The sequence below is a fragment of the Caballeronia udeis genome, assembly GCF_001544555.2.
GTDB lineage: Bacteria > Pseudomonadota > Gammaproteobacteria > Burkholderiales > Burkholderiaceae > Caballeronia > Caballeronia udeis.
The window spans coordinates 21522-34472 of record NZ_FCOK02000095.1; the positions used below are offsets into that span (position 1 = coordinate 21522).

The 12951-nt window shown below is 60.9% G+C and carries 10 protein-coding genes and 1 pseudogene; 9 read left to right on the forward strand and 2 right to left on the reverse strand.

Annotated features, from left to right (window positions below; translation table 11 throughout):
• The first annotated feature begins 16 nt into the window (after nucleotides 1-16).
• From pcaF to AWB69_RS39635, 7 genes and pseudogenes are all read left to right on the forward strand, one after another.
• Complete coding sequence (gene pcaF / locus AWB69_RS39605; RefSeq protein WP_062092242.1) at nucleotides 17-1219, forward strand: 3-oxoadipyl-CoA thiolase; 1203 nt, start codon at nucleotides 17-19, stop codon at nucleotides 1217-1219.
• The gene (locus tag AWB69_RS39610) at nucleotides 1219-2604 is read left to right on the forward strand and encodes a 3-carboxy-cis,cis-muconate cycloisomerase (RefSeq protein ID WP_062092231.1); all 1386 of its coding nucleotides are present in this window, start codon (nucleotides 1219-1221) and stop codon (nucleotides 2602-2604) included. Before pcaF ends, AWB69_RS39610 begins: the two co-directional genes overlap by 1 nt.
• The gene (pcaD, locus tag AWB69_RS39615; RefSeq protein WP_062092232.1) at nucleotides 2604-3392 is read left to right on the forward strand and encodes a 3-oxoadipate enol-lactonase; all 789 of its coding nucleotides are present in this window, start codon (nucleotides 2604-2606) and stop codon (nucleotides 3390-3392) included. Before AWB69_RS39610 ends, pcaD begins: the two co-directional genes overlap by 1 nt.
• A 1-nt stretch (nucleotide 3393) precedes the next feature.
• Nucleotides 3394-3780 carry a 4-carboxymuconolactone decarboxylase gene (gene pcaC / locus AWB69_RS39620; RefSeq protein ID WP_062092233.1) on the forward strand — a complete coding sequence of 129 codons (387 nt, stop codon included), beginning with the start codon at nucleotides 3394-3396 and terminating at the stop codon, nucleotides 3778-3780.
• A 591-nt stretch (nucleotides 3781-4371) separates the two neighbouring features.
• On the forward strand, nucleotides 4372-6126 hold the full coding sequence (locus AWB69_RS49970; RefSeq protein WP_062092234.1) for a YadA family autotransporter adhesin: 1755 nt from the start codon (nucleotides 4372-4374) through the stop codon (nucleotides 6124-6126).
• Between the two features lie 119 nt (nucleotides 6127-6245).
• Nucleotides 6246-6917: pseudogene (locus AWB69_RS49985) on the forward strand (YadA family autotransporter adhesin); the annotation flags it as partial.
• Between the two features lie 94 nt (nucleotides 6918-7011).
• Nucleotides 7012-8073, forward strand: a complete 1062-nt coding sequence (locus tag AWB69_RS39635) for an OmpA family protein (protein WP_062092236.1) — start codon at nucleotides 7012-7014, stop codon at nucleotides 8071-8073.
• A 243-nt stretch (nucleotides 8074-8316) separates the two neighbouring features.
• Here the strand turns inward: AWB69_RS39635 and AWB69_RS39640 are convergent, their stop codons facing one another.
• Nucleotides 8317-9642, reverse strand: coding sequence for a DUF3443 domain-containing protein (locus AWB69_RS39640; RefSeq protein WP_062092237.1), 1326 nt, complete (start codon nucleotides 9640-9642; stop codon nucleotides 8317-8319).
• Between the two features lie 8 nt (nucleotides 9643-9650).
• Nucleotides 9651-10145 (reverse strand): DUF2844 domain-containing protein, encoded by a 495-nt coding sequence (locus AWB69_RS39645; RefSeq protein WP_062092238.1) that lies wholly within the window; start codon nucleotides 10143-10145, stop codon nucleotides 9651-9653.
• A gap of 508 nt (nucleotides 10146-10653) precedes the next feature.
• Between AWB69_RS39645 and bamC the strand changes: the two genes are divergently transcribed.
• Both bamC and AWB69_RS39655 read left to right on the forward strand, forming a co-directional pair.
• Complete coding sequence (gene bamC / locus AWB69_RS39650) at nucleotides 10654-11865, forward strand: outer membrane protein assembly factor BamC (RefSeq protein WP_062092239.1); 1212 nt, start codon at nucleotides 10654-10656, stop codon at nucleotides 11863-11865.
• Between the two features lie 618 nt (nucleotides 11866-12483).
• On the forward strand, nucleotides 12484-12771 hold the full coding sequence (locus AWB69_RS39655) for a putative quinol monooxygenase (protein ID WP_062092240.1): 288 nt from the start codon (nucleotides 12484-12486) through the stop codon (nucleotides 12769-12771).
• Nucleotides 12772-12951 lie beyond the last annotated feature (180 nt).

The following is a 12951-nucleotide window of genomic DNA, read 5'->3' on the forward strand; positions in this document are numbered from 1 at the left end:
AGTCAAGGAGATGGGCATGAAAGAAGCTTTTATTTGCGACGCGATTCGCACACCGGTCGGCCGTTACGGCGGCGCCTTGTCCTCAGTTCGTGCCGATGACCTCGGCGCCGTGCCGCTGCGCGCATTGATGGAGCGTAACAAGGATGTGGACTGGAACGCCGTCGATGACCTGATCTTCGGTTGTGCGAACCAGGCCGGCGAAGACAACCGCAACGTCGCGCGCATGTCGGCGTTGCTGGCCGGTTTGCCCGAAGGCATTCCCGGCTCGACCATCAACCGCTTGTGCGGATCGGGCATGGACGCAATCGGCGTGGCCGCGCGCGCGATTAAATCGGGCGAAGCCGCGCTGATGGTCGCAGGTGGCGTGGAAAGCATGAGCCGCGCGCCGTTCGTGCAGGGCAAGGCGACCACGGCGTTCTCGCGTCAGGCAGAGATCTTCGATACGACCATCGGCTGGCGTTTCATCAATCCGCTGATGAAGAAAATGTACGGGGTGGATTCGATGCCGGAGACGGCCGAAAACGTCGCGACCGACTATAAGGTGAGCCGCGAAGACCAGGACGCGTTTGCCGTGCGCAGCCAGCAGAAAGCGTCGCGCGCGCAGAAGGACGGCTCGCTCGCGCAAGAGATCGTGCCGGTTTCCATCGCGCAGAAAAAGGGCGATCCGGTGCTGGTCTCGCAGGACGAACATCCGCGCGAAACGAGCATGGAAGCGCTGGCGAAACTGAAGGGCGTCGTGCGTCCCGATGGCACGGTGACGGCGGGCAATGCGTCGGGCGTGAACGATGGCGCAGCGGCCGTGCTCCTCGCCGATGAAGACAGTGCCAAGCGTTTTGGCCTCGTGCCGCGTGCGCGCGTGTTGGGCATTGCAACCGCCGGCGTGCCGCCGCGCGTGATGGGCATTGGCCCGGCGCCGGCGTCGCAGAAGCTCATGAAGCGCCTGGGCATGACCATCGATCAATTCGATGTGATCGAGCTGAACGAGGCATTTGCATCGCAAGGGCTGGCTGTGCTGCGCATGCTCGGCATTGCCGATGACGATTCCCGCGTCAATCCGAACGGCGGCGCGATCGCGCTCGGTCACCCGCTCGGCATGAGCGGCGCGCGCCTGGTCACGACCGCGATGTATCAGTTGCATCGGACTGGCGGCCGCTTCGCGCTGTGCACGATGTGCATTGGCGTGGGTCAGGGCATTGCGATCGCTATCGAGCGTGTGTGATGTCTGAGCCGACATTTTCGGCGTCGGGGCGGCTGACGGACCTGATCTGCGGCACACGTGAGATGAATGCCGCGTGGTCCGCGCGCCAGACCGTCCAGTCGATGCTGGATGTCGAGGCGGCGCTTGCGCGGGCATCGGCGGAGCATGGGGTGATTCCTTCGAGCGCGGTGGCGGCGATCGTGGCTGCTTGCAACGCTGATCTGATTGATCCCGACGCGTTGATGGCCGGCGCCGCATCCGGCGGCAACCTCGCGATTCCGTTGGTGAAGTTGCTGACCGCGGCGGTCAAACTTAAGGACGCCGATGCCGCCAAGTACGTGCATTGGGGCGCGACGAGCCAGGACATTCTCGATACCGGTACTGTCTTGCAACTGCGCTCCACGTTCGACTTGTTGGAAGCGGGGTTAAGTGAGGCTTGCGACGCGCTGGCGAATCAGGCAGCGAAATTTCGGACCACGCCGGCGATCGGCCGAACCTGGCTTCAACAGGCTTTGCCGATCACGCTTGGCCTTAAATTCGCCCAATGGCTGGATGCATTGACGCGGCATCGGGAGCGTCTTGCGCAGTGCCGTTCGCGCGTGCTGGCACTGCAATTCGGCGGCGCGGCCGGGACGTTGGCGAGCCTGCGGGACAAAGCGCCGCTGGTTGCCCAATCACTTGCCGACGACCTCGGGCTGCAACGGCCAACGTTACCGTGGCATACCCAACGCGATCGCATAGCGGAAGCGGCGGCATGCTTCGGCATGCTGACCGGTACGCTGGGGAAAATCGCCCGGGACGTCTCCTTGCAGATGCAGACGGAAGTCGGCGAACTGGCCGAGCCGGCTGCGGCGGGCAAGGGCGGTTCATCCACGATGCCGCACAAGCGCAACCCGGTCGGCTGTGCGGCTGTTTTAACGGCCGCGATGCGCGCGCCGAATCTGGTCGCGACCGTGTTCAGCGGTATGGTTCAGGAGCATGAACGCGCGCTCGGCGGCTGGCAGGCTGAATGGGAAGCGTTGCCCGACCTTGCCCGCCTGACGGGCGGCGCGCTCGCGCAGATCACGGCGATCGTGTCGAATATCGAAGTGAATGCCGGGCGGCTCGCCGCCAACCTGGATCTCACGCACGGGTTGATTCTCGGCGAGGCGGTGATGCTCGCGCTGGGCGACCGTATTGGCAGGCTCGACGCGCATACGCTCGTGGAACATGCATCGAAGCAAGCCGTGGCCACCGGCGCGACGCTTTACGACGTGCTCTCGAACGACGAACGCGTCACGCAACAACTCTCTCTCATTGAACTGCAAGCCCTGCTCGACCCGGCGAACTACGCGGGCCAGGCGCACGCTTTTGTCGATGCCGCGCTGCTTGCGCATCGATCCCCTTCATCCAGGAGTCTTCCGTAATGCCTTTTGCCGCCGTCAACGGTATTCAACTCTTTTATCGCGTCGACGCCGCCGCTGGCAGCGACGCGCCCTGGCTCGTGCTGTCGAATTCGCTCGGCGCCGACGTATCGATGTGGACGCCGCAAGTCGAAACGCTCGCGGCTAAATATCGCGTGTTGCGTTACGACACGCGCGGCCATGGACGCTCGGATGCTCCAAAAGGGCCGTACACGCTCGACCAGCTTGTAGGTGACGTGATCGGTTTGCTCGACACCCTCGGCATCAAGCGTGCGCACTATTGCGGCCTTTCAATGGGTGGGCTGACCGGCATCGCGCTCGCGGCACGCCACCCGGAGCGCTTCGAGCGCGTGGTGCTGTCGAATACGGCAGCGCTGATCGGCTCGGACGCAATCTGGACGCCCCGGGCCGCGAAAGCCCGCGAGGAGGGTGGCATGCCTGCATTGGCCGACGCCGTCCTGCCGCGCTGGTTCACGGCTGGTTTCATGGCGGCGCAGCCGCTCATGCTGTCCGGCATTCGCGACGTGTTCCGCCACACGTCGGGCGAAGGTTATGCGTCGAATTGCGAAGCGATCCGCGACGCCGATGCTCGCGAGGAAGCGAAGACCATCAAGGCGCCGGTGCTGGTCATTTCGGGCACGCACGACCAGTCCACGACTGCTGCACAAGGGCGCGAACTGGCCGGATACATCGCGGGCTCGCGTTATGTGGAACTCGATGCCGCGCACTTGTCGAATATCGAGCAAGCGGACGTGTACACGAAAACGCTGCTCGAGTTCCTGGGAGCCTGACATGACCGAAGACGAACGTTACGAAGCGGGTTTGAACGTGCGTCGCCAAGTGCTTGGCGATGCGCACGTCACGCGCTCGCTCGCGAACCGCACGGATCTCACGACCGAATTCCAGAACCTGATCACGCGCTACGCATGGGGCGATATCTGGACCCGCCCCGGCCTGCCGCGCCACACGCGCAGCCTTTTAACCATTTCGATGATGGTCGCCCTCAACCGTAGCGAAGAACTCGCGCTGCATTTGCGGGCGGCGAAAAACAATGGCGTCACGCGTGAGGAAATCAAGGAAGTGCTGCTGCAGACCGCCATTTACTGCGGTGTGCCGGCGGCAAATTCGGCATTCCATCTGGCGCAAAAAATCTTCGATGAGGACGATCGCGCGGCATAGCGCTCGTCCTGACCGTTAAGCGAAATAAGGAGCAGGGCTGCACTGCAGGCCATGCGCTCAATGTAGGCGGCGGTTTATCCGATGTTGGTTGGATGTTGTTCGATCAGGGCGGCGGCGTGGTGGTGAGCCACACCGCCGTCTTTGCATTTGGGGCAGTGGGTTTTGGTTTTTCGCGTGTTGCTTGTCTGAACACGTGCTCGATGGTTCAGTTCTCTTTGATTTAGCTTGATCAGGATACACGTGCGATGCCTCCCGGGACATCCCGTCTTTGCTATTGCTGTCAAATAAACACGAATAGTGCGCAATAAAGGCTCGAAACTTCTGTCGAATGGCCTATCCCTCATCGTTTTAAGAGTTTACTGATAGGGGAAATTTATCTTGACCTGTCACAGTGGCACACGAGCGTGCTATCGGCTTTCTGCCCGACAGGAACCACATTGATGACCGTCTGCCGGCTCCCGAAGCAATTCGGAGGCTGTGTGCATTCCTGTGCACGCTCAAGTCATCGGTTCGGATTGATCGATCATCCGGACCGATGCCAATGATTCCGAGGACGCCTCCGCGCGTCTGAGACCTGAGTGAGCACAAGCAATGAACAAGAAGCAGCGCGTGGTGTTGAAGAAGCAAAACGAAGTGTCCGTTGGTTTGCGTGACGCTGACTCGCACGGTCGTTCAAGGACCATGTGTTCCAGCCGGCGATCGCGAATGGGCGCTGCACTATGGGTCGCGCTCGCTCCAGTCTCTTTGATGGGCGTGTCGCAGGCGTCGAGCGCTGCACTTGTCGACAACCTGGCGAATGGTTCAAAGGAACGCGTGCAGATCTACAAGTCGCAAGTAAGCGAAGCATTGAGCGTTGTCGCGCCGTCCGTCACTGGATCGAGCAATGAAGGCACACGCCGGCTGGCGGCTGGTGCTTCGTCCGGGCCTGGCCTTACACCGGATCAGTTGATCGTGTCCGGACCTGTTGACAGCCTGGTCGCCACCTCAGCGGCGGGCACGAATGCGGTTGCGGTTGGCGTGAACACCCACGCAAGCGGGGATTATTCAGTCGCGGCAGGCTCGTACGCCGGCGCGGAATCAGGATCGGTGGCGCTTGGAGCCGGGGTGTCGGCATCGGGTAGTGAATCCACCGCGCTTGGCGTGCGCACGAGTGCGTATTCGGACCACGGTCTCGCCATGGGCTGGCGCACGATGGTCGATACGGATGCCACGGACTCACTTGCAATAGGCTCTTCTACGACGGTTCATGCTGCTGGCGCAGGAGCTATCGGCAAGAATAACGTCGTGGGCGGAGCGGGAACCTACGTGATCGGAAACGGCAACGCAGCGTTTGGCGCGGGTTCGTTCGTACTGGGCAGCAACGTAACGGCGAAAGGAAAGAACAGCGTCGTGCTCGGCGCGAACAGCGACGGTTTGTTGGACAACGTGGTATCGGTGGGTGCCCTTGGAGCGGAGCGACGGATCGTGCACGTGGCGCCGGGCGTGGACACCACGGACGCGGTCAGCATGAGCCAACTCAACGCGCTGGGCGAGAAAACCAAGGGGTTGGTCGCCTATGACACCGCGGACAAGCGCTCGATTACGCTCGGGGGACAGGCGGGCGCGCCAGCGGTGACGCTCACCAACCTCAAGGCGGGCGCGTTGAACGCGCAAAGCAACGACGCGGTCAACGGAGCCCAACTGAACGCGACCAATTCAGACGTACGGGACGTGGCGACGTCGCTGACCATGCTGACACGTGCGGAACCGTTGAAACTGACGTACACCGACGAAAGCAAATCGAACGTTGCGCTGGGCGGAGCCAGCGGCACGACCGTGTCTAACCTGAAGGCGGGCGTAGCGGATCAGGACGCGGTGAACGTGGCTCAACTGAAGGGCGCCGGGTTGATCGATTCAACTGGCAATCCGCTTGCCGCTATTACGTACGACACGAAAGCTGACGGCACGATCAATCGAAGCGGCGTGACGCTCGGCGGGGCGGGTGCGGCGGCGCCGGTGGCGTTGCGCAACGTTGCTGCCGGGAATGTGAAGGCAGGCAGCACGGACGCGGTCAACGGCGACCAGTTGTTCCAGACGGCACAACTGGTCGACAACCTGCAGAATGGCGCCGCGCTCAAATATTTCGTCTCCAATACAACGCTTCCCGCAGCAACCGCCAACGGCCTCAACGCCACCGCAATCGGTGGCAACGCGCAGGCAGTTGCCGCCAATACGGTTGCGCTTGGAGCGAATTCGGTGGCCGATCGTGCGAATAGCGTATCGGTAGGTGCAACGGGCAGTGAGCGGCAGATTGTCAACGTCAAGGCGGGCACGGCGGATACCGACGCGGTCAACGTGGGCAACTGAAGAGCTCGGGTCTGGTCGACCAGACAGGCAAGGTAGCCACCGCACTCGTTTATGACAAGGACGCTACCGGCGCGACCGACTTCGCTAACGTTACGTTAGGGCAGGGTGTTGCTGGTGGCACGGCAATTCATAACGTAGCAGCCGGTAAGCTCGTTACCGATGCGGTTAACCTCGGTCAATTGAACGACATGGTGAACCATGTCACCAACGTTGTGACCTCAAGCAGCGCGCTCTATAACGCGGCCGGGGATGCATCAACGGAAGCAGCGACTGCGAGCGGCACGCATGCCGTTGCAATGGGTGCAAACGCCACGGCCAGCGCTGCGAATTCTGTGGCGCTGGGGGCGGGCTCGCTGGCAGATCGCGCGTTGTCGGTATCGGTGGGCGCGGTGGGCAGTGAGCGGCAGATCACCAACGTCGCGGCCGGTACATCGGCAACGGACGCCGTCAACCTGAGCCAATTAAACCAGTCGGCCAGTTCCACGCTCAGTCAGGCCAACAGCTATACCGATCAGCGCTTCAACAATACCGACCAGCAAATTCGCGACCTCGACCGCAACACGCGCAAGGGGATTGCGTCTGCGTCGGCGCTCAACGTCGTGACGCCCTATCTTCCGGGACGAACGACGCTGAATGCCGGCGTCGCGGCTTATCGCGGGCAGGCGGCAATGGGTATTGGCGTTTCGCGCTGGAATGACAAGGGCAATATCAACTTCAACGGGGGGGTGTCGTCGTCGGGTGGCAACAGCACCATCGTGCGTGCGGGCGTGGGTTACGTGTTCGGCAGTTGACCTGCGTAGCAAACTGAACATTGCCGCCGCGACGGGTGGTACGCACAGCAAGTCCACGGAGCTCAACGCGCCGTGGATGTCACCGGGTCGAACCATGAAAAACATTATCCTCGTCGCAGCCTGCATCTATGCACTGGCGGGCTGCGCCAACACGGGGCTGCGTGACAGCCTGGACATCCAGGACCCAACCGTTCTGCAAACAGGGTTCGGCACGCAGCAAAGTACGCAAGCGGGTGCGGCTATGGAGTCTTGGACCAACGTATATGGACAAATTGAAAAACCTCGTGAGGTGCTGGCACTGCTGCAAGCACGGCTCGACCAACTGGATCAACGCAAGGACAACTATTTCGGCTACAAAAACCAATGCTGGATCGACGTTGCAAAAAGCGAGATCGATGCAGGAGATCGTTGGGGATTTGTAGAGGAGTCGATCGGCGAGGCTGCGCACCTGACCGCCGGACTCGAAGGGACACAGCCGTTGTCGGCCGATAACCCCTCGTTGCGGACGGTCACGGTGTTGCGTCCGGACCTGGAGACGAGCCTGCGGGCGTTGATTGCCGATCCGCGGTTTATCTATTGCCCGCAGGCACAAAAGCAGACAGCCTGCGCCGAAGTCAATTTGATGCATGCGGGCCATGATGCTTGGACCCGCCAGTTTGCCAAGGCGAAAATCAAGGTCGACAGGGTGGAGTCAACACTCGGTGAAGCACGGCAGAGTCTTGACGGCTGCGTGGTTCCGCAGGAGGGCTTTAGCTCGGCCAACCTGGTGCCCGAGCTGGTTGCGTTACCTGTGGACGCATTGTTCGCATTCAACGGCAGCAGCGTCGAATCAATCACATCGGAGGGTCGTGAGAGGCTCGACGTGCTGATCGCGGACGTGAAGCGCGACGGCGCTCTGTCGTCGATTACCGTGTCGGGGTTCACTGACCGCTTAGGCAGTGAGGCCTATAACCGGCGGCTTTCGCATGAGCGTGCAGAGACTGTTCGGCGCTATCTGGCATCAGGGGGCGTGACGGCTGCGATGGAGGCACGAGGTTATGGCCGGGCATCGCCGGGAACTGATTGCCGGATGCGGGATCGACGTGCGCTGGTGGCTTGTCTGGCAAACGACAGGCGTGTCGAGTTGCGCTTTTCACACAAGGAAGATCAGGGGTAAAGAAGACGCCCATTCAATCATGCACGTGGGCATCTCCCAAACGGTTAGCTTCATGAGGTATTTTCGGAGAACGCGGACGGGCCTTGCGCGAAAGGCAAACAGTACTATTCGCGGCAGCACACCATGCACGCTCGCGAGCACCCGGAACCCGGAGAATTCGATCGCACACGGATCGTGACGAAGCCTTGGACACATGCCGTGGCGGCTCGGCTGTCAGGAGCAGCCGCGGCACTTGCTCAGGGTCTAGAACGCATAGTAGGGACCATTGCCCGCGGGTGTCGCACTTGCTTCGAGCGCGGTAAAGACGCGTCTCCCGAAGAAGAAGGGCAGGCCCCAGTCGAAGTAGTTGCTTGCGGAACCCGCCAGATTGCTGAACGCGTTATTGCCGCTTCCGAACAGGGACGTCGCGTTGCCCATGGTGAACGTCACGTTGCTCGTTGCCCCATTGATGCCGGCAACGGTTGCAGCCAGGCTTTGCACGGAGGTTGGACAGAACCACGAGCCGCACATCGGGGTGGAGCTCAGTGCGAAGAACAGGCCGTTGGACCCGCTATCGATGAAACTCGTGCTGTAGGTTTTTCCTTGAAAAGTGGTGGAAACAAACCCTGTCATTGAGTTACTTGCGAGGACCTGGGCGTTGCCAAGCAGATTGTTCGACTGTGAGCCAATTCCGAACGTCATGGTGCCGGTGACACTCGCCGCACCGGCGGCTGCGACCGCGGGAAGATCGATGACAATGCCGTTGTTGTCGGTGGCGAACCGGCTCACCGGATTGGTCACCTGCTGTGCAACCGGCAGCGTAGCGGCTACGCACGCACCCGACGCGCAACGGTAGTACCAGCGCGGCAACGCGGTCGCAGCGCAGCCGCTGCCGCAGTCGGCGCTGAACGGACCTACGCCGAGAATACCGTTGCTTCGCAGCGCCGTAGCGGTCAGCATGGGCAGGCCCGAGTTACTGCAGTCCGTGGGCACGGCCGGAATAGCTGGATCCGCGATGACCTGGATCGAAGTCGCCGCTGCCACCTCGCCGGCCAGATGTACGTCTGCAGTACGCACCGAACCCCATGTGTAACCCGAGCCGAATACGGTGCAGCTTGCTGCGGCCGAACCGGTGCTGACCGACGCGGAGGGCAGCGCCAAAGTTGGCGCGAGCGCGGAAGCAAGGATGCGCAATCCCTGCGATCCCGTATCCACCTGGATATTGTCGATCGTCTGGCACGTGCTTGTTCCCGGCACGCAGATCGTCACGCTGGTTTGCAGCATGTTGGGCGTACCGGTCGCGATTCGCGCAACGGTGATGGGTAGTACGTTCGGCGTGGTCGACTGAGTGACCGTATTGGCCGGCGCGCTCGCAGGTGCGGCAGGTTGCGCGGGCGCTGTGGCAACGGGCGTGCTGGCAGCAGGCGCTCCGCTCGCTGCCAGCGGGGCGCTCGCTGCAGCCGGGGAACTCGCAGCGGGGGCTGCAGCCGCGCTGGTCGAATCGTTACTGCCACCTCCGCCGCCGCAGCCGGACAACGTGGCGCTAACGGCAACGATCGCCGTGAAGAGTACGCAAGTCAGGTTTCTCATGATCGTTCCTATTCAATGTCTGCTGCTGTCACGCCAGCCGGCAACGCGTTGGGGAGCCACGCGCGGCCGCTGAAATCGCGCAGGCGCACCGCCGTTTCCACCATGAGATCGCTGCTGCTCACGCGCGATGAGTGCAGCCCGCTCGCGTTGGGCAACGCCGCGCTCGCTTCTTGCCGATATCGATCGAACCAGGTGCCGAGCAGGACAGCGACATCGGGCATGGCCGGCCCATCCCAGCTAACGGCGTAGACCTGCCCCGATGACGACACGTACTGACGCACGCGAATCTGGTTGGCATCGGCCGATTCCTGCCAGCGCACAGCGTTGTTCGTGGCTTGATGCAACACGGAAGCAGCGGCGTCTGCCAGGTTCGACGAACTCGCTATTCCCGTTGCAGCGATCACGACGGTGGCTCCAAGTTGTGCGTGTGCCGGTCCGCTTGCCGCGATCACCAGTGCGGCAGCCATTGCGCGAAGAGGGGTGAGGGACTTGACATGAGGCATGGCGTTACTCCGTTCTCTTGGCCGTTCTTGTTATCGAGAACTAATTTTAGGATGGCGATGCGTTGAAAAATCGAGTTAGGAATAGTCTCGTAGGGTCTTTTAAAACATCTCAAAAATTAGTTAAAAGTGCTTATTAAACAAAGTGTTGATCATGAAAATAGGACTAGGACGAAGCAAGATCGAATGTCACAAATTGTCTTCGCGATGGTCTATTGGGGGATTTGTGAGATGGGGATTGCTTTTTGGCGGACGAGAAACGAAAGCAGGACGGGTTGCGGAAACGGATGTTCGAAAGCGCGCTGAAACGTCTCGGCCGGTGTCCCGGTAACACGATTTCGATGCAAATTCCCGGGCAGGGAAGACATGCCGGGGCGCACGCCGCGCGTCCCGTGTTATCGGGGCCTTACAGCGTCGGGGGCACTGTTTTTGCACGGCGACGCGCTGGACCGGTAAAATGCTTGGTTGATCCACGGAAAACGCCGTGGCGTAGCGGAAGGATTTCCCAAACATGACAGATTTTCGTGTGAACAAGCCGGCTTTGAAGGTCGCAGCCCTCTTGATGGTGGGAGGCCTTGTTGCCGGATGCGGTACGTCGTCTCCCGATGCAATCAATTACAAGAGCGATTCCCGGTCAAAACAGGCATCTCTCGCAGTCCCGCCCAATCTGCTCGACGAAACGGGGGATCAGCGGTCGTTACCGCCTCAGGGCGGGCAGGCTTCGCTTTCGGACCTCCAGCAAGTGCAGAAGGCCGCGCCGAACGCGCCCACGGTCATCCCGCCCGTGTCAGGCATGCATATTCAGCGTGACGGAACGGAGCGCTGGCTGGTTATCGACACCAAAGCGCCAGATCAGGTCTGGCCGCAGATTCGTCGTTTCTGGCAGGAACAGGGTTTTCTGCTTGTCGTGGACGCGCGTGACAAGGGCGTCATGGAAACCGACTGGAACGAAACACACCCGCAGATCTCGGACGGGCTGATTCGCAACACGCTTACGATGGCAACAGGCAACTCGTACGTTGCCGCTGAGCGCAACAAATACCGCACCCGGCTCGAGGCCGCGCCGAACGGCGGTACGTATGTGTTCATCAGCCAGAAGGGCATGCGCGAAGCGCTGACGGGAACCAATAACGAACAAAGCCAGTGGCAGGCCAAGCCGAACGACCCGGCGCTGGAAGGCGAATACCTGAAACGCTTGATGGCGAACCTCGCGCTGGCTGATGCTCGTCAGGCTAGCGGCCAGACCGGCGCGACCGACGCTGCCATGGCTGCTGCCGCGGCGGCAAGCTCGCCGTCGTCCGCTACTTCAGCACAGCGGGCTGCACAAAACGTCGCCCTTGCGGCACAGACGCCAATCCAGGAAGACGTGGTGCCAGAGGCCAATTCGGTCGAGATCAACCTCCCTGAGCCCTACGATCGCGCCTGGCTGCGAGTGGGTTTGGCGCTGGACCGTACGAACTTCACCGTCGACGACCGCGATCGTGGCCGTGGCATTTATTTCGTCCGGTATGTCGACCCGAAGGACTTGACGTCAGCGGAGCAGGGCTTCTGGAACCAGGTCTTCCATGGCAAGAAAGAGAAGCTTGCGAAGAACTACGAAATCAACGTGCGCGCGTTGACGGAGACGCAGACGCGTGTGTCGATCATCGACAGCAAGGGCAACGTCGACTCCTCGCCGCAAGCTCGCCAGATCATGGGCTTGCTCGACGACCAGTTGCGCTAACGCGCATGGCGGCCTTCGGCAAGCGGATCCGGGAGACTGAATCAGTAAGCTGAATGTCACTGAAAGACAGCTTGCAATATGACCAACCCGCCTGAAGTTCAGGCGGGTTTTTTTATGCGCAGAAGATTACTTGAAGCATTTGATTAAACTTTTGTATTGAAATGCGCGGTAACACGCGTGAATGACCGGTGTCTCCGCGTTACGCTTCTTGCGAAGGACTGCGGGGAAGGAAGCAATCCTTTCATGATGTCGGCGGCACGTTAGCAAGTAGTTACATTGTTGGGTTCGCGCGCTGTTTCTACTTTTTTATGTGCGGGAAAGCTTATAGGAATCAACTGCATAGGGATTACATTGCAACTGTGGCATGCAATCTGCATGGCGCCCGCGGCGAAGCGGCGTCCTGCTTCACCGCCACCATACGTCACCAATTTTCTTTCACGAATTGCGGTCCGCTGGCCAAGCGGATCTCGATGGCCCCGTCGCCTATCCTCGTAGGGCGACGGCTTTTGCCCGCGCTCCCCAAGGGAACGCGGGCTTTTTTCTGTGCGCACGCAAAAGCCGTTTCAGCGAGCGTGCGGCGTCGACGCTATGCTTGATTCTTTAATCTGGAGTCAAGTCATGACGGAAATCGCCGTGGTCGCAACATTCGTCGCCAAGCCGGGACACGAAGACAAGCTGAAGGAAGCGCTGCAGGGTATCGTGGCGCCGACCCTCAAAGAACCCGGGGCGCTCCAGTACGACCTGCATCGCGACATCAAGGAGCCGCGCCGCTTTGTATTCTTTGAGCGCTGGCTGAGCGAGGCGGCGCTGGCGCAACACAATCAGACGCCGCACATCCGGGCGCTGGGCAAAACACTGCCGGACCTGATCGAACACGGCGAAATAAACGCAGTGGCGAAGCTCTGAGTGGCTGAAATGGAGACGCGCGGACGTCGATGCGTTCGCGCGGCTCAGTGCTTCAGCACTTCAGGCTCGGTGCTTTATTGAGGTTTACTAAATCCATGACAACCGATTCTCTGCTGGCGCGTTATACGGTCATCACGCTGAAGGGAGACTCGATGGATGGCCAGGATGGATGACGCTACG